This window comes from Cellulomonas sp. McL0606 (genome assembly GCF_058248365.1).
In genome coordinates this window covers 2049247-2064256 of record NZ_CM177779.1, presented here as the reverse complement: position 1 = coordinate 2064256, position 15010 = coordinate 2049247, and the positions used below count along the sequence as shown (strand labels likewise).

Sequence of the window (15010 nt, the reverse complement as noted above, 5' to 3'; positions counted from 1 at the left end):
GTGCCGACGATCGTGTAGGTGTCACCGTCCTGGGTGAGGACCGCAGGGGTCGGGCTTGCGTCGTTGTTCAGGGGGCCGAGCCTCGATCGGCATCGTCACCTGAGCGGCCGTCCAGTCGCCGTCCGGATCGACGCCGGTGAAGGTGGCGACGGCGGACGTGGGATGGGCTCCGACCGAGGCGCCGCCCATGCCGCGGCCGACGAAGCTTCGCGGGTGCGGACGAGACCGCCATCCCGATCTCGGCGGCAGACGGCACGTGAGCCGGCGTCATCGTCGCGATCGTGTGCCAGGTGTGCCCGTCGGCGGACTCGTACCCGGTCACGGCGTCGCCGGACCGCGTCAGGCGCAACCACCGCGCGCCGCTGCTCGCGCTACCGGCCACGTCATCGGTGAAGTCGGACTGCATCCGCACGCCGTGGCTCCCCGTGAGCAGGACCGACACGTACGACGAGCCGCTGGTGGTGCCGTCCTTGAGCGTCAGCCCGGCAGCGATGTCGGTCCACGGGGTCGTCGGCGACTGCGTCCCGTGCGCGGACCCCGGCCGCTGGCCCTCCGGATCGGCCACCGGCTCGAGCGAGGTCACGTCGACGGTCAGCGTGGTGTCACCGGTCACGGTGCGGTGGACGAAGCCGAGCTCGTCCGCGACCGGGGCGCCGCCGGGACCCACGACGAAGTTCGGGTGCTCGTTCACGTCCGTCATCGAGCCCTGGGCGCCAAGCATGCTGACGCCGACGGTCAGCACCATGGCCAACGCCATCGTGAGGAGCCAGCGCGGCACCGTCCGGAAGCTCGTCCACTCCGCGAGGATCGTGCTCATCGGGCACCACCCTCGCTCGCCGCGAACTCGACCGACCCGCGGGTGAGATCCATGTAGGCCTCCTCGAGAGAGGCCCGATGGCGGCGCAGCTCGGTGAACGACACCCCGGCGCCGGTGAGCAGGCCCGCGATCGCGTCGCCCGCCAGCCCCTGCACGACGATGCTCTGCGCGCTGCTCACCGCCGCGGTCGCCCCCGCGTTGGCCAGGACGGCCACGGCCTCCGAGCGGAGCAGCGTGAACACCTCGACTTGGTCCTTCGAGGCCGTGGCCAGCAGGTCCGCGACGGTCGTCTGCGCGACGAGCCGCCCTCGGCCGATGATCACGAGGCGGTCGGCGGTGTCCTGGGAGCTACCCATGAGGTGGCTGGACACCAGGACCACCCGACCCTCGGACGCGAGCCGGCGCATCAGCTCGCGGATCCAGATGATCCCGTCCGGGTCGAGGCCGTTGGTCGGCTCGTCGAAGAGCAGGACGGGCGGGTCCCCGAGCAGCGCGGCGGCTATCCCGAGCCGCTGCCGCATGCCGAGCGAGAAGCCGCCGGCCCGCTTGCGTGCGACGGATGCCAGTCCGACCTCGTCGAGGACCGCGTCGACCCGGCGGCCCGGGATGCGATTGCTCTGCGCGATCCAGAGCAGATGGTCGCGGGCACGTCGGCTCGGGTGCACGGCGTCCGCGTCGAGAAGGGCGCCCACCTGCGTGAGCGGGCGATCGAGCGCCCGGTAGCGCACGCCGTTGACCAGGGCCTCCCCGGCGTCGGGGGCATCGAGGCCGAGAACGACGCGCATGGTCGTGGACTTGCCGGCGCCGTTGGGGCCGACGAAGCCGGTCACCTCGCCCGGTCGGACGCTGAACGTCAGGTCGTCGACCGCGAGGGTGCCGCGGTACCGCTTGGACAGGGCGCGCACATCGAGGGAGGGCTGCATGACGACGACGCTAGGAGCCGGCCCGGGCCGGGTCGTCACGCAGCAGCGGGATCTTCGCCTCCCCCGCCCGGGGGATGACACCGCAGGTCACAATGGACCGATGAGATGGCGTCCGGGTCCCGCGGCGTGGCCGGTCGCCGCGGTAGCGCTCAGCGTCCTGGTGCTGATGCAGGCGGGGGCCGGCGTCACGTCCACGTCGCAGGTGGCACCGACGGGCAGCGGCATCGCGCCGAGCGCGGACCGCCCCGGAGACACGCTCGTCGCGGTCCTGCTCGCGCTGGCGATGACCGCGCCGGTCGCGCTGGCCGGGCGCTGGCCGGTGCCGGCAGCGTCTCTGACGACTGCCGCCACGACGCTCTGCCTGGTCGCCGGGTTGCCCCCGTCCGTGGGCGGCCTCGTGGCGCTCGCGGTGGTGTTCGCCGCCGTCGGCTGCACGCGGCCGCCGTCGCGGCTCGCGTGGCTGGCCGCCCCGCTCGCCGCGTGGGTCGTGCTGGCCGGGCGCTTCCTCCCCGAGGGCCGGGGCACGGCCTTCGCCGTACTGCTGCTCGCGGCCGGCGCGGGTGCGGCGGGCGCCTTCTGGCGGCTGCGCACCGAGTCGCGCCGCAAGGACGCCGTGGTCGAGGCAGCGGCGGAGTCGACGGTGGAGCACCTCGCGCGCGGCGAGCGGGCGCGCATCGCGCGCGAGCTGCACGACGTCGTCGCCCATCACGTCTCCCTGATCGCCCTGCAGGCCGACGCGGCCCGCCTCACCACGCCGGGGATGCCGCCGGAGGGCGCCGAGAAGCTCGTGGCGATCGGCGACACCGCCCGGACAGCCCTGACCGAGATGCGCCGCCTGCTGGGGGTGCTGCGCGAGGACGCCGACGCTGCCGACACGTCCAGCCGCTCCCCGCAACCGGGCCTCGACCAGCTGACCGAGCTGCTCGACGACGTCCGGGTGGTCGGCCGCGGCGGCGCCCGGCTCATCGTGACCGGCCAGGTCGCGCCGCTCGACCAGGGCATCGAGCTCACCGCGTACCGCATCGTCCAGGAGGCCCTGACCAACGCGCGGCGGCACGCGGCCGGGGCGGCGGTCGACGTCGAGCTGGACTACCGGACCGACGAGCTCGTCGTCCGGGTGCGGGACGACGGACCCGGTCCGGGCCCCGGACCCGTCGGCCACGGGCTGTCCGGGATGCGCGAGCGCGTCGCGATGGCCGGCGGCACTCTGTCGACCGGACGCGGTCCGAGCGGGGGTTTCGTGGTGCAGGCCGTGCTCCCCCGCGGCAGCGCGGCGTGACCCGCATCGTCGTCGTGGACGACCAGGAGGTGGTCCGCGCGGCGTTCGGCGCCCTGCTGGCGACCCAGGAGGACTTCACGGTCGTGGGTGCGGCCGCCGACGGCGCGCAGGCGGTGCTCCTGTGCCGCGCGGAGCGACCCGATGTCGTCCTGATGGACGTCCGGATGCCCGTCATGGACGGCATCGAGGCCACCCGGCGGATCGTCCAGGACGACTACCGCCCGCGGGTGCTCGTCCTGACGACCTTCGACCTCGACGAGCACGTCTACGACGCCCTCGAGGCCGGCGCGAGCGGGTTCCTGCTCAAGGACGTCACCGCCGAGCGGCTGTTCGACGCGGTCCGCGTGGTCGCCGCTGGCGACGCGCTGCTCGCGCCGACGATCACCCGCCGCCTCGTCGCCGAGTTCGCGCGACAGCGCGCCCGCCGCCCGGACACCACGGCCGTGGTCGCCGGCCTGACACCCCGTGAGGCGCAGGTGCTGCTGCTCGTCGCGGAGGGGCTGTCCAACACGGAGATCGCCACGCGGCTGGTCGTCGGCGAGGAGACGGTCAAGACGCACGTCAGCCGCGTCCTGACCAAGCTGGGCCTGCGCGACCGCACCCAGGCGGTCGTGCTCGCCTACGAGTCGGGGCTGGTCGTCCCGGGCGACCGGTGACGGTGGGTCATTCCGCCTCGGCCTCCTCGGCCTCGCGCTCGCCCGCACGCTCGGCCCGGCGCTTGCGCACCCGCCACACGACGTACGCGACGACCGCGGCGACCGCGACCGCGATGGCGAGGCCCTCGCCGATCCGGGACGCGATCCGCTCGTACGCGGTGCCGATGAAGTAGCCCAGCAGGACGGTGGCGACCCCCCAGACGATCCCGCCGGCAGCGTTGGCCGGCAGGAAGCGCCGGTACGGCATCCGCGAGGCGCCGGCCAGTGCGGGCATCATGGCGCGGAAGAACGCCGTGAACCGCCCGAGGAACACCGCCGACTGGCCGCGCCTGGCCAGCAGGTCCTGCGCCTTGGCGATCCCGTCCTGCCGGTCCTTCAGGAAGCGCGACGCGAACAGCCGGGGACCTACGTGCTTGCCCACCTCGTACCCCACGCTGTCGCCGAGGATCGCGGCGAGCACGACGACGGGGATGAGGACCGCCAGCTCGATGCGCCCCTGGCTGGCCAGCACGCCGCCCAGGATCACCACCGTCTCGCCCGGGAGCACGAAGCCGAAGAACAGCGCGTCCTCGGCGAACACGAGCGCGAAGATCACCGCGTAGACGACCCCCGCGGGTACGGTCTGCAGCCAGGTGGTGAAGCTGTCGAGCATCGACGGTCTCCCCGTGGTCGCTGTCGGTAGGGCCCGAGTATCTCCCGGCCGGGCGGGTCGCCGCCGCACGACTCTCAGGGGATCCGAAGGTGCCGTCCGCCACGCTCACGGCGACCTGGTTCGCATCGGAGAGGTACGGCACCGCATGGAGGACGAAGCACGGCTGCTCCTCGTGGAGGACGACCGGCGGCTGGCCGCGATGCTCGAGCAGGTCCTGCAGGGCGAGGGCTACACGGTCGACGTCGCGCTCGACGGGCAGCGAGGGTTGCACCTCGGGCTGACCCGGAGCTACTCCGTGATCGTCCTGGACCGCGGCCTGCCCGGGATCGAGGGGCTCGACCTCCTGGGTCGGCTGCGCTCCAAGGGCGTCGTGGCGCCGGCGCTCGTGCTCTCGGCGCTGGCCAACCCCGCCGACCGGGTCGCAGGCCTCGACGCCGGTGCCGAGGACTACCTCAGCAAGCCGTTCGACCTCGACGAACTCGCGGCGCGCCTGCGGACGCTGCGGCGCAGGGCGCACGGTCCGGCACCGTCGGTGCTGCCCGTCCCCGGTGGCACGTTCGAGGTCGAGTCGCGCCGCGTGGTGCGGGCGGACAGCGAGGAGCGGGGTCTGTCGGAGCGGGAGGCGGCGCTGCTCGGGCTCCTCGCGCGACGCCCCCGGCAGGTGTTCAGCCGGTCGGACATCCTGTTCCAGGTGTTCCCGGACGTGTCCGACGAGGGAGTCGTCGACACCTACGTGTACTACCTGCGGCGCAAGCTCGGGAAGTCCGCCGTCACCACCGTCCGGGGCGCCGGCTACCGGCTGGGTGAGCTGTGAACGGGCTGACCGAGGCCGAACGCCAGACCCTTCGGAGCGCGTCCTGGCGGTTCGGGCTGCAGACGGCCGCGCTCGTGCTGGTCGTCATCCTGGTCGTCGCGACGACCGTGCTCGTCGTCGTGAGCCGTTCCCTGCACGGTCGGGGCGAGGCTCTGATCGCGTCGACGGCCCGATCCATCGACGCCGTGCACGACGCAGGTCCCGGCATGTGGGTCGCCATCGTCGCCGACGGCAGCACGGACGCGTCGGCGAACCTCCCGACCGGCCTGCCGGACGTGACCGCGATCCAGCGGGCGACGTCGAGCGGTCGGGCGGTCCGGACGGCCGTGGAGACCGACCAGGGCGTCCTGCAGGTCGTGACCGTGCCGCACGACGGTCGCGTCGTGCAGGCGGCGCTCGACCCACGCCCCGCGCACGAGGAGATGGAGAGGCTCGAGGCAGCGCTCCTGGTGGCCGGCGGCCTCGGCATCGTCCTCGCCGGTCTCGGTGGTGTCTGGCTCACGCGGCGCGCGGTGCGACCCATGGCGTCCGCCCTGAGCCTCCAGCGACGGTTCGTCGCCGACGCCAGCCATGAGCTGCGGACGCCGCTGACGTTGCTCTCGACACGGGTCCAGCTGCTCGATCGGCACCTGACCGACCGTGCGGGGACGTCGGCGCGGGTCCGCGAGGACGTCGACGGGCTCCTCGGCGACGCCGCTGCCCTTGCGGGCGTCCTGGACGACATGCTCCTGACGGCCGATCCGCGCTCCGTCGACGCGGTGCCGCTCGACGTCTCTGCCGTCGCCGACGAGGTCGTCGAGGCGGCTCGCGCCGCGGCTGACCAGCGTGGCCTCCGTCTGACCCGGACCGGCGATGCCACAGCCATCGCGCTCTCCGGGTACGCCTCGACGCGCCGAGCCGTGACGGCGCTGGTCGACAACGCCCTCGACCACGCGACCTCGCAGGTCGAGGTCGGGGTCGTGGTCTCGGGCGCGCGGGTCACGGTCGCCGTCCGAGACGACGGACCCGGACTGGGGTCGCAGGGGGCCTCGGTGTTCGACCGGTTCGCCTCGGCCCGCAGGGACGACCACCGGCGCCGACGCCACTACGGGCTCGGGCTCGCGCTCGTCGCCGAGGTCGCCACGCAGTACGGCGGGGCCGTCGCGGCGGGAGCGCGCAGCGACGGGGCGACCGGCGCCGAGATCAGCCTCTGGTTCCCAGCAGCGCCGCACCTGGGGCGTCGGTGAGCATCCGACCGTCCGCGCCGACGGCGATGACGGCCGTCGCCCCGTGCTCGCCCGCCCACGCCACGCCGGCCGGGCCGAGCGCCAGGACGGTCGTCGCCAGGACGTCCGCCCGGGCGAGGTCCGGGGCCACCACGGACGCCGACACCAGCTCGGTCGCGAGCTACCGGTGCGTCCGTCCCAGACGTGCGCACCCCGCTCGTAGGTCCCGGACGTCGCGACGGCGCCGTCACGGGACTCCAGCACGACGAGGAACACCTGAGGATCGCTCGGATCCCGGATGCCGACGTGCCAGCCGCGACCGGGTTCGGGCTCGCCGCGCGTGACCACGTCGCCGCCCGCGTTGAGGCAGAAGGCTCCGCACTCCCCCGTCGACGAGGACGTCGGCGGCGCGCTGCGCGGCCCAGCCCTTCACCACGCCGTCCGTGTCGAGCGTGCCGTCCGGCCTGCGCACCGAGAACGCCCCGCCGGAGTCCTCCCACGCCTGGCCGGCGACCGCCAGCACCGCGCGCAGGTCGTCGGACAGCTCCGCGGGACGGGCTCACCGCGCCCGAAGCGACTCACCTCGCTGGCCGGGTCGTACCTGCTGAAGCGGCGGTCGGCTTCCCGGAGGACCTCGAACGCGCGGTCGACCAGCTCGGGCGTCCCGGGGTCGTCGTCGCGGACGTCCACCGACATCGGGATGCCCATCACCGTCTCGAGGTGACGCACCCGCTCAGCCGTGCTGGTCGATGGCGGACTGGACGGACGCGGCGTAGGAGTCGGAGGTGTAGGTCGCCCCGGAGACGGTGTCGATGTGGGCCGACTGCGCGGAGATCACCTCCTGCGCGAGGATCGGGACCGCCTCCTGGTTGATCCGCTGGTCCTCACGCTCCCGGTTGGGCACCTGCAGCGTCTGCACGTCGGTGATCTGGCTGCCGGTGAAGGTCACCGACACCTGCACGTTTCCGTAGCGGTTCTGCTCGACGGACCCGACGATCGTGACCGTGTCGGAGGTCGTCGTGGATCCGCTGTCCGTGCCCGTGGAGGTTGCACCGGAGCTTGAACCGCTGCTCGTCGAACCGCTGCTCGTCGAACCGTTGCTCGTCGTTCCGCTGCTCGTCGAACCGGTGCTCGTCGTGCCTGCTGCGGCCGAGGATGTCGTGCTCGGCACGGCGGGCGCGAACTTCGCGACGCCCGCCGCCGTCATCGCGGCGGCGGCCCCCACGAACAGCAGGGTCCCGCGCCAGGGTCGGCTAGCCATCAGCCCAGCTCCTCTCGGTGGATCGCGGTCGGCGGGACGCCGAGCGCTCGTGCGGACCGGACGACAGCATCGATCATCGGGTCAGGTCCGCAGATGAAGACGTCCCGCTCGGCGATGTCAGGGACGAGCCTGCGCAGGTGCGCCGGAGCGAGCGGGTCGTAGCGCAGCTCCGCTCGTCGGCCGGGCACCGGCACGTAGCGCAGCCACGGGGACGGCGTGAACTCGGCCGCGAGGGCAAGCCCGTCGGCGGTGTGCGCCCGGTGCACCACCACGGAGCTCGTGCCCGCGGCGCAGGAGCTCCTCGGCGAGGGCGCGGACGGGACCGACCCCGGCACCGCCGGCCACGAGCAGCACCTTGTGCGTCGAGGCGCGGTCGGCGGTGAACCGGCCGAACGGACCCTCGACCTGCACGCGTGTGCCGGGGCGGAGGGCCTCGACCGCTCCGGAGTGGTCGCCGAGCGCGCCGACCGTGAACCGCATGCTGTCCGCCGTCGGCACCATCGACAGCGAGTACGGGTGCGCCGTGCCGAGGTGACCGCGGGTCAGGAACCGCACGAGGAAGTACTGACCTCCGCGAGCGTCGAGGCGGTCCAGGGACGCCCCGGTCAGCCAGACGCTCGCGAGGTCGCGGCCCTCGCGCACCACCTGCGACACGCGCAGCGCGTTGCGTCGGTGGTCCAGCAGGGGCAAGGCGACCCGCCACGTCAGGATCGCGGCCGCCGTCGCCGAGTAGAGCGCGATCCAGGCCGCCTGGGCCAGGCGGTCCGCAACGAAGTGGGTGCCGCCGGCGACCTGGTGGAAGAACGCCAGGAAGATGCCGACGTAGATCGTCAGGTGCAGCCCGAACCACAGCTCGTAAGAGAGCGCGCGCCGTGCGAGCCGGGCACTCGACAGCCCGACGACGAAGAACAGGACCGTGCCGATCAGCGCGAGCCAGAGGTACGGCTGCCTCGCGAGGACGCTCGGCACCTCCGACCAGAGCGAGGTGGAGTCGAGCAGCGCGCCGCCGATGATCATGAGCAGCACGTGGGTCAGCACCAGGAGGACGACCGTGGTGCCCAACGAACGGTGCCAGGACACCAACCGGTCGAACCCGACCGAGCGTTCGAACCACGGCACCCGCGCGACGAGCAGAAGCTGCGCGCAGACGAGGAAGGAGGCCAGCAGCCCGGCGAGCTCGCCGACGCTCATCAGGGCCCCGCCCGGTGTGGACCCCACCGCCGACGACGTGCCGAACCACCAGAACGCCACCACGGCCAGGGAGCCGACCCAGAGCCCTGTGAGCGCGCCGGAGAGCCGACGTGTCGGTGCGGGTCGGCGCGTGGCGGCCGTCCGGACGGGTGTGGCGACGCGGGTCGTCGTGGTCATGCAAACGAGTCTGCATGCCCTAACTCGGAGCAGTCTCGGAACTTCCTGTGAGTCAGCCCTGCGAGCCCGCGCCCGAAATCCACCCGACGAAGCACGCCGTCGCTGCGACACTGTCGCCATGAGCCTGCCTGACCCGATCCTGTTCAGCGCGGAATGGGAGGCCGCGTGGAACGCCCACGACCTCGACGCGATCCTGTCCCACTTCGACGACGACGTGGTGTTCACCTCGCCCGTCGCCGTGCAGCTCCTGCCCGAGACGGGCGGCGTGCTCCGGGGCAAGGCGCAGCTGAGGGCGTACTGGGCCGAGGGGCTGCGGCTCATCCCGGACCTGCACTTCACCGTCGAGGACGTCTACGCCGGCGTGACGGCGCTGGTGATCCACTACCGCAACCAGCGGGGCAGCTCGGTCGACGAGGTGCTCGTCTTCGGTGACGACGGCCTGGTCGTGCAGGGACACGGGACCTATCACGCGCACGAGTCGAATCCCGCGGGCGCACGCTCCTAGGCGACGCCGAGGACGTGTCCGGCTACCGCGTGCCGGAGACGGTGAGCTCGATGAGCGGGCTCTGCACCATCATCACGTCGATGTCGTCGCGACCCCACCGCCGTGCCGCGGCCTCGATCAGGGGCCGGCGCTCGTCCGGGTCCTCGACCACCCTGGCCAGCGCGGGCACGTCCGCGGACGCGCCCGCCTTGAGGTGGATGACGACGTGCGGGTCGGCCGCCACGTTGTGGATCCAGGCGCGGGTGGTCGGCGACGGCATGCCCGAGATGAACAGGCGGCCGTCGAGGTGATGGAGGTAGATCTCGATCCGGCGGGGCTCTCCCGAGCGCCGGCCCGTCGTCGTGAGGTCGATGACCTGGCTGCGGTGCAGCGCCGCGGACGTGTCCATGCGGCTCACTCTGGGCGGACGGGCAGGTGGGTGCAACCGGTCGGTCCGGCAGTCTTGGCCCATGAGCCCCTGGCGCACCCGCACGTCGACGACCATCTACGAGAACGCGTGGATCCGCCTGCGCGAGGACGAGGTCGACCGCCCCGACGGGAGCGCCGGCATCTACGGCGTCCTGGAGGTGCGCAACCCGGCCGTGTTCGTCGTCCCCGTGACCGACGACGGGCACGTCGTCCTCGTCGAGGTCGCGCGCTACACGACGGGCAGCGGATCGCTCGAGGTGCCCGCCGGCGGTTCCGACGGGCAGGACCCGCTGCTGGCCGCCCAGCGGGAGCTGCGTGAAGAGACCGGCCTGGTGGCGGACAGCTGGGACGCCATCGGCTTCATGTTCGCGCTCAACGGGGTCAGCCACGCACCGGAGCACGTGTTCCTGGCGCGCGGGCTGCGCCCGTCCGACGCGCGGGCCGACGTGCCGACCGAGCAGGCCGAGGAGGGCATCACGGCCGTGCGGACCCTGCCCTGGGCCGACGTCGTACGCCTCGTCGCGGACGGCACCATCACGGACGGTGAGACCGTCGCCGCCCTCATGTACGCGGCGATCGCGCTGGGACGCCTGACGTAGGACTGCGCGTAGACGCACCCCGCCGCCCGTCGGTAATGTCCCAGATGTCGTGACTCGCGTCACTCGACGCGGCACGGCGGGCTGTGAACCGGGGGGTTCCGGGATGAGCGAGGGCACGGACGCCGCGCGTCAGAACGCATCGTCGACCGTCCCCCTCGCCGACCTGACGGCCTTCGTGCAGGCGGCGCTGACCGGTCCGGCCCACGCGGGGGCAGCCTCGGTCGTGTGGAGCGACAAGGGCGCGCAGATCCTGCTCCACGTGGACAAGCTGCAGCTGCGTGCGGTGCAGGGCGCCGTGATCGTGGCCGTGGACACCGAGTCCGTGGAGCCGGCGTCGCTCCCCTGGCGGTGCGATTCGTCTTCGGCTCCGATGCGGCGACCGCCGGTCTGCTGGTGGCCGCCACCGACGAGTCCGCCCTCGGCAACCCGCAGGTCGCGGCGCGGTGGGGTGCACTCTTCCGGGACGTGGTGTGGGCCGCCCTGCTGCGCTACGTCGAGAGCCATGCGACGGCGAAGGGACTGGTCCCCGGCGGTGTGTCGGTCTCGGAGCACGGCCTGACGCTCACGCCGCAGCGCGCGTTCTCGTTCGTCGGCCTGGCGGCCGAGCACGTCGAGCCGCTGGTCCGCGACGACATCCGCCTCGTGCCTGCGTTCCGCACTCGCACCGCCTCGACGGACCAACCAGGATGAGCATCAGCCTGGGCCAGACCGGTGAGCTGGACGCGCTGGCGCGTGCGCTCGGGCTGCTCGACGAGCAGGGTGACTTCGACCAGAGCTGGTTCCAGCAACCGCTGACCAAGCTCGAGGGCATCGTCCGCGCGCCGGGTCAGCGCACCGCGCTCCTGCAGTTCTTCGACCTGGTCCTCCCGCCCGAACCGCACCCCGGACGGCCCGACAGCGAGAAGTGGCACCCGCTGCTGGGGGATCTCGAGCGCGGCAACCTCTACCTCACCCTGCGGGACACGGGTTCGGGCGTCGTGCTGGGGCTCGGCGGCGACTTCCACACGGGCGCCGGCGCGGACGTGCCCGCCTCCCTGCGGTTCCAGGCCGACGTGGTGGAGGCGGGTTCCGACGTCGAGCTCGTCATCGGGACCACGGCCCACCCGCTCGCCGTCGAGGCGCGCGTGCAGACCGGGTGGACCTACAACCCCGCGGGCGGCCGACCCGTCGGGCTCGCGGCCGTCACGGCCCGGTTCACCGTCGTGCCCGACCCGGACCACCCGAGCGCGTCCCTGGTGCTGGTCCTGGAGCAGCTGAGCCTCGGCGGCGAGACCCCGGCGGACAGCGTGATGGACGTCGAGGACCTCGGCAGGCACGCCCCGGACCTGCTCGCCGCGCTGCTGAAGATCGTCCTGGCACAGGTGGACCCCGACGCCACGCTGACGTCGCTCTCCGACCACCTGCTCGCCCTGTTCGGGCTCGCCGACGCCGACGACATCCCGGCCTTCCCGTTCGCGGACCTGCCCCAGGGCCCTGCCGCGGTGCAGCGGTGGATGGGCCAGCTGCTGGGCACTGACGGCACGCCGACGGCCGTTCCGTGGTTGGAGCACCTGGCCGGGCTGCTCGGCCAGACGGTCACGGCGACCGGCACCGGGTCCGTGGACGTGCCCTGGCGCGTGCCGGTGGCCGAGCTGGCGGGCGTGCAGGTCTACGCGACGCTGGCGCAGGCGTCCGGCCACCTGCGCGCGGGCCTCGGGGTGTCCGTCGCGGCGGCGCTCGGACCGGACGCGCCGGAGCTGCACCTCGAGGCCGAGGCCGCGCTGGTCGACGTGCCGCTGGACGGGGTCGGCGCGATCGTCGTGGTGCCGCGGGCCACCGCGCTGCTCCGTCTGACCGGGGCCGGCGACACGGCGGTCGTGGACACGGCGCAGGTCAAGATCGGCACGCTGCGCGCGGGGCTCGTGTGGGACGGGTCCACGCTGACGCCGACGCTGGAAGCCTCCTGGACGCGCGGCTCGACACCACGCCCTACCCGCGGCTCGACCTGACGAACGTCGACTCGGTCGCCGCGGCCGCCGTCGACCTCGTCGTGCACGAGATCACCGACGCGCTCGGCACGGACGTCGGGCGCCGGCTCGCGGCCCTCGTCGGGCTCGTCGCACCCGAGGACCCGGCCAACCCCGGCACCGCGCTGCCCGGGTGGACGCACCACCTCGACCTGGCGACCTTCGTGGTGGACCCGGCCACAGCCATCGGCACGTACCACCGGGCTGTGCTCCAGGACGGGACCAGCTGGGACGCGATCCTGCGTGAGGTGGCACACCTCATCGGGCTCGACGGTGCGATCGGCGGCACGGGCAGCGCGGTCGACCCGTGGACCGTGGCGATCGCGGGCGACTCCCCCGCGCTCCAGCTGACCGCCTGGCACGCGCCCGACCCCGCGGCGGCCGGCACCGAACAGCTGCGCATCGGGCTGCGGCTAGCCACCACCCCGGCAACGTTCGCGCTGGTCAGCGAGCTGCTGACGTTCGACCTTGCCGACGGCGCGTTCGCCGTCGGGTTCCTCGGCGCGCAGGAGCTCCGGCTCGTCCTCGACCCGGCGGTCGACGCGACGATCGGTCCCGTGCACATCGGGCTGGACACGCTGGAGGCGTCGGCCGGCTGGCGCCCGGGCCAGCCGTTCGGCTGGCACGTCCGCGCGGCCGGACTGTCGTTGTCGGCCGACGGTGACGCCGTCACGGTGCCCGAGCTCCACCTGCCGCCCGCAGTCCCGTTCGACCTGACCGACCTCGCGGCATCTGCGGCGGGCCTCGGTGTGGGCATCGGCGACCTGGAGAACCTGCTCCGCCTCGTGCTCTCGGTCCTCGCGTCGACCGCCGGCGACGAGGTCGAGGCGGCCGCGGGTCTGCTCGGCCTGCGACGCGGCCTGCCGGGCATGCCGGAGGACAGCCCGCTGATCGTCGACCCCAGCGACCCGGGGAGGCTGCTGCGGGACCCGCTCGGCGCGCTGCGGCTCTGGCTCGGTCGGCTGGTCGCGCACGTCGGGGTGTCCGGCGAGTCCAGCGCGACCGCACTGTTCCGGGGGCTCGGATCCCTCGGCGAGGGCCTGCTGGGCGCGGGCGAGCTGGAGGTCGAGGAGCTGGCGACGGACCTGGTCGACCTGCTCGACGGGGCCGGGACGTTCGACGACCCGTGGCGGATCGCGTGGCCGGGCGCACACCTGGCCGACGGGCCGCGGCTCGAGACCTGGCTCGAGCCGGCCGGACCGCCGACCGCCTGGCTCGCCGGACTGGGCACGAGGGTCGACGCCGCGCAGACCGCCGAGGACCTCGCCGCCGTGCTCGTCGAGGTCGCCTGGTTCGACCCGGACCTGCGCAGCCTGCTGCGCGGGCTCACGCTGCGCGACCTCACCGAGCGGCTGCGGCTGCTGGAGGTGCACCTGGGCTCCGGGGACGGCGTGGTGCCGCGCGACTCGCAGGGCCCCGACATCTTCGGCTGGGCGCACGGCGCCGAGGCGAACGCCGCCCACCCGTTGCTGCCCCAGCACCCGGACGTGGTGGCGGACGTGGTCGCGCAGGTCGAGCGGATCGTCTCGGGCGGCAACCGCTGCGTCCTGCTCGTCGGCCCGGCGTTCGTCGACCACACCGTCTGGTCCGGTGTGCTCGCCTCCCCGGACCGGCAGGGCACCACCGATCCCGCGGCGCACGTCGACCTGCGCACGCCCGGGATCGACCCGCGGACCATCTCGCTCGACACCCTGACCGCCGTCGCCGACTGGTACACCGTGGACCTCGCCGACAGCGGCAGCGGCGACACGGCCTACCTCGCGGACCAGATCGCGCACGTCGCCGACCGGCTCGCCGTGCTGCACCCGGGTGCGCTGACGATCGTCGCCCATTCCTATGCCGGCCTGGCCGCGCGCACGTTCGTCGCCGACCACCCCGGCCGCGTCACCGGCCTGATCACGATCGGCACACCGCACCTCGGGACTCCGCTGGCGTTCCTGCAGGACCAGGAGCTGGGCGACGCCATCCGCATCGCCGGTGTCCTCGCGCCGACCGCGTCGCCGCTTGCCGACGCGCTGGCCCACCTGACGCGCGCGGTCGAGGGCTACCGCCCGGCGCCTTCGACCGGTGCGCTCGCCGTCGCGGACCCCTATCCCGAGGCCTCGTTCTCGCTCACGGCACCGTTCGACATCGGCGCCGACGTCGCGGTCGTCACGATGTCCGGCTCGCTGTCCGACGACGTCCTCGCGGCGCTGCGCACGGCGCTGTCGGCGCGCGTGCAGACGCTCGCCGGCAGCTCGCGCGCCGCGCCGACGCACCTCGCCTACGGCATCGCGATGCCGGTGCCGCTGCCTGACCCGACACCGAACGCCCCGCACGCGGACGCACGCGTCCGGTACGGCCTCGGCCAGATCGCCCTCGTCGACTCCCCCGCGGTGCCGCCGCACCCTGCCCAGCTGCTGCGGGTGGAGCTTCGCTGAGCCGCCCGGGCGGGTGGCTCGTCGGCGGACCGGCGCACAGCGACGTGGACGGCCGCCTGCGTCGCCTCCAGCCGGGGTCACCGCGAGCCATGGCGGA

Annotated in this window: 17 protein-coding genes and 1 pseudogene; 10 read left to right on the top strand and 8 right to left on the bottom strand. The window is 73.7% G+C overall.

All coding sequences use genetic code 11. From position 1 onward, the window contains the following. Nucleotides 1–67 precede the first annotated feature (67 nt). Nucleotides 68–817 (bottom strand): hypothetical protein, encoded by a 750-nt coding sequence (locus AC38ZX_RS10415; RefSeq protein ID WP_491297228.1) that lies wholly within the window; start codon nucleotides 815–817, stop codon nucleotides 68–70. Continuing rightward, nucleotides 814–1740 carry an ABC transporter ATP-binding protein gene (locus AC38ZX_RS10410; protein WP_491297226.1) on the bottom strand — a complete coding sequence of 309 codons (927 nt, stop codon included), beginning with the start codon at nucleotides 1738–1740 and terminating at the stop codon, nucleotides 814–816. The genes AC38ZX_RS10415 and AC38ZX_RS10410 overlap by 4 nt, the downstream gene beginning before the upstream one ends. A gap of 100 nt (nucleotides 1741–1840) precedes the next feature. Here AC38ZX_RS10410 and AC38ZX_RS10405 point away from each other — a divergent pair, with 100 nt between their 5' ends. Together AC38ZX_RS10405 and AC38ZX_RS10400 are read left to right on the top strand one after the other, a co-directional pair. Next, nucleotides 1841–3019, top strand: coding sequence for a sensor histidine kinase (locus AC38ZX_RS10405; protein WP_491297224.1), 1179 nt, complete (start codon nucleotides 1841–1843; stop codon nucleotides 3017–3019). Continuing rightward, nucleotides 3016–3675, top strand: coding sequence for a response regulator (locus tag AC38ZX_RS10400; protein WP_426595730.1), 660 nt, complete (start codon nucleotides 3016–3018; stop codon nucleotides 3673–3675). The genes AC38ZX_RS10405 and AC38ZX_RS10400 overlap by 4 nt, the downstream gene beginning before the upstream one ends. Nucleotides 3676–3682: 7 nt before the next feature. Here AC38ZX_RS10400 and AC38ZX_RS10395 read toward each other — a convergent pair whose 3' ends face one another. Next, entirely contained in the window at nucleotides 3683–4327 is a 645-nt protein-coding gene (locus AC38ZX_RS10395) for a DedA family protein (RefSeq protein ID WP_491297223.1), read from the bottom strand. Between the two features lie 145 nt (nucleotides 4328–4472). Between AC38ZX_RS10395 and AC38ZX_RS10390 the strand changes: the two genes are divergently transcribed. Together AC38ZX_RS10390 and AC38ZX_RS10385 are read left to right on the top strand one after the other, a co-directional pair. Then, a complete protein-coding gene (locus tag AC38ZX_RS10390) occupies nucleotides 4473–5141 on the top strand; it encodes a response regulator transcription factor (protein WP_426595728.1) in 669 nt (222 codons plus the stop codon). Further along, the gene (locus AC38ZX_RS10385) at nucleotides 5138–6367 is read left to right on the top strand and encodes a sensor histidine kinase (RefSeq protein ID WP_426595727.1); all 1230 of its coding nucleotides are present in this window, start codon (nucleotides 5138–5140) and stop codon (nucleotides 6365–6367) included. The genes AC38ZX_RS10390 and AC38ZX_RS10385 overlap by 4 nt, the downstream gene beginning before the upstream one ends. Here AC38ZX_RS10385 and AC38ZX_RS10380 read toward each other — a convergent pair. Both AC38ZX_RS10380 and AC38ZX_RS10375 read right to left on the bottom strand, forming a co-directional pair. After that, nucleotides 6324–6497, bottom strand: coding sequence for a hypothetical protein (locus AC38ZX_RS10380; RefSeq protein ID WP_491297222.1), 174 nt, complete (start codon nucleotides 6495–6497; stop codon nucleotides 6324–6326). The genes AC38ZX_RS10385 and AC38ZX_RS10380 overlap by 44 nt on opposite strands. 92 nt (nucleotides 6498–6589) lie before the next feature. Then, a pseudogene (locus AC38ZX_RS10375) lies at nucleotides 6590–6694 on the bottom strand (hypothetical protein); the annotation flags it as partial. A gap of 13 nt (nucleotides 6695–6707) precedes the next feature. Here AC38ZX_RS10375 and AC38ZX_RS10370 point away from each other — a divergent pair. Next, nucleotides 6708–7070 carry a hypothetical protein gene (locus AC38ZX_RS10370; protein ID WP_491297221.1) on the top strand — a complete coding sequence of 121 codons (363 nt, stop codon included), beginning with the start codon at nucleotides 6708–6710 and terminating at the stop codon, nucleotides 7068–7070. A 9-nt stretch (nucleotides 7071–7079) separates the two neighbouring features. On the opposite strand, the gene AC38ZX_RS10365 is transcribed toward AC38ZX_RS10370, so the two are convergent. Further along, the gene (locus tag AC38ZX_RS10365) at nucleotides 7080–7607 is read right to left on the bottom strand and encodes an FMN-binding protein (RefSeq protein ID WP_491297219.1); all 528 of its coding nucleotides are present in this window, start codon (nucleotides 7605–7607) and stop codon (nucleotides 7080–7082) included. Between the two features lie 117 nt (nucleotides 7608–7724). Beyond that, the gene (locus tag AC38ZX_RS10360; RefSeq protein WP_491297218.1) at nucleotides 7725–8975 is read right to left on the bottom strand and encodes a ferric reductase-like transmembrane domain-containing protein; all 1251 of its coding nucleotides are present in this window, start codon (nucleotides 8973–8975) and stop codon (nucleotides 7725–7727) included. A 118-nt stretch (nucleotides 8976–9093) separates the two neighbouring features. On the opposite strand from AC38ZX_RS10360, the gene AC38ZX_RS10355 reads away from it, so the two are divergent. Then, nucleotides 9094–9480, top strand: coding sequence for a nuclear transport factor 2 family protein (locus tag AC38ZX_RS10355; RefSeq protein WP_426595722.1), 387 nt, complete (start codon nucleotides 9094–9096; stop codon nucleotides 9478–9480). A gap of 22 nt (nucleotides 9481–9502) precedes the next feature. On the opposite strand, the gene AC38ZX_RS10350 is transcribed toward AC38ZX_RS10355, so the two are convergent. Beyond that, nucleotides 9503–9868 carry a nitroreductase family deazaflavin-dependent oxidoreductase gene (locus AC38ZX_RS10350; protein WP_426595721.1) on the bottom strand — a complete coding sequence of 122 codons (366 nt, stop codon included), beginning with the start codon at nucleotides 9866–9868 and terminating at the stop codon, nucleotides 9503–9505. 61 nt (nucleotides 9869–9929) lie between these two features. Between AC38ZX_RS10350 and AC38ZX_RS10345 the strand changes: the two genes are divergently transcribed. The 4 genes from AC38ZX_RS10345 to AC38ZX_RS10330 all read left to right on the top strand — a co-directional run bounded on the left by AC38ZX_RS10345 (nucleotide 9930) and on the right by AC38ZX_RS10330 (nucleotide 14913). Further along, a complete protein-coding gene (locus AC38ZX_RS10345) occupies nucleotides 9930–10487 on the top strand; it encodes an NUDIX domain-containing protein (RefSeq protein WP_426595720.1) in 558 nt (185 codons plus the stop codon). A gap of 348 nt (nucleotides 10488–10835) precedes the next feature. Further along, nucleotides 10836–11177 (top strand): hypothetical protein, encoded by a 342-nt coding sequence (locus tag AC38ZX_RS10340; RefSeq protein ID WP_491297217.1) that lies wholly within the window; start codon nucleotides 10836–10838, stop codon nucleotides 11175–11177. Next, nucleotides 11174–12475, top strand: coding sequence for a hypothetical protein (locus AC38ZX_RS10335; protein ID WP_491297216.1), 1302 nt, complete (start codon nucleotides 11174–11176; stop codon nucleotides 12473–12475). Before AC38ZX_RS10340 ends, AC38ZX_RS10335 begins: the two co-directional genes overlap by 4 nt. Beyond that, nucleotides 12391–14913: an esterase/lipase family protein gene (locus AC38ZX_RS10330; RefSeq protein ID WP_491297215.1), complete on the top strand. Its 2523-nt coding sequence runs from the start codon at nucleotides 12391–12393 to the stop codon at nucleotides 14911–14913. The genes AC38ZX_RS10335 and AC38ZX_RS10330 overlap by 85 nt, the downstream gene beginning before the upstream one ends. The last annotated feature ends 97 nt before the right edge of the window (nucleotides 14914–15010 follow it).

Bases quoted from the DNA above. Each gene is read 5' to 3' on its own strand.
- AC38ZX_RS10395 (WP_491297223.1), bottom strand. From the start codon at position 4,327: ATGCTCGACAGCTTCACCACCTGGCTGCAGACCGTACCCGCGGGGGTC.
- AC38ZX_RS10405 (WP_491297224.1), top strand. From the start codon at position 1,841: ATGAGATGGCGTCCGGGTCCCGCGGCGTGGCCGGTCGCCGCGGTAGCG.
- AC38ZX_RS10355 (WP_426595722.1), top strand. From the start codon at position 9,094: ATGAGCCTGCCTGACCCGATCCTGTTCAGCGCGGAATGGGAGGCCGCG.
- AC38ZX_RS10415 (WP_491297228.1), bottom strand. From the start codon at position 817: ATGAGCACGATCCTCGCGGAGTGGACGAGCTTCCGGACGGTGCCGCGC.
- AC38ZX_RS10365 (WP_491297219.1), bottom strand. From the start codon at position 7,607: ATGGCTAGCCGACCCTGGCGCGGGACCCTGCTGTTCGTGGGGGCCGCC.
- AC38ZX_RS10390 (WP_426595728.1), top strand. From the start codon at position 4,473: ATGGAGGACGAAGCACGGCTGCTCCTCGTGGAGGACGACCGGCGGCTG.
- AC38ZX_RS10360 (WP_491297218.1), bottom strand. From the start codon at position 8,975: ATGACCACGACGACCCGCGTCGCCACACCCGTCCGGACGGCCGCCACG.
- AC38ZX_RS10410 (WP_491297226.1), bottom strand. From the start codon at position 1,740: ATGCAGCCCTCCCTCGATGTGCGCGCCCTGTCCAAGCGGTACCGCGGC.
- AC38ZX_RS10350 (WP_426595721.1), bottom strand. From the start codon at position 9,868: ATGGACACGTCCGCGGCGCTGCACCGCAGCCAGGTCATCGACCTCACG.
- AC38ZX_RS10335 (WP_491297216.1), top strand. From the start codon at position 11,174: ATGAGCATCAGCCTGGGCCAGACCGGTGAGCTGGACGCGCTGGCGCGT.
- AC38ZX_RS10345 (WP_426595720.1), top strand. From the start codon at position 9,930: ATGAGCCCCTGGCGCACCCGCACGTCGACGACCATCTACGAGAACGCG.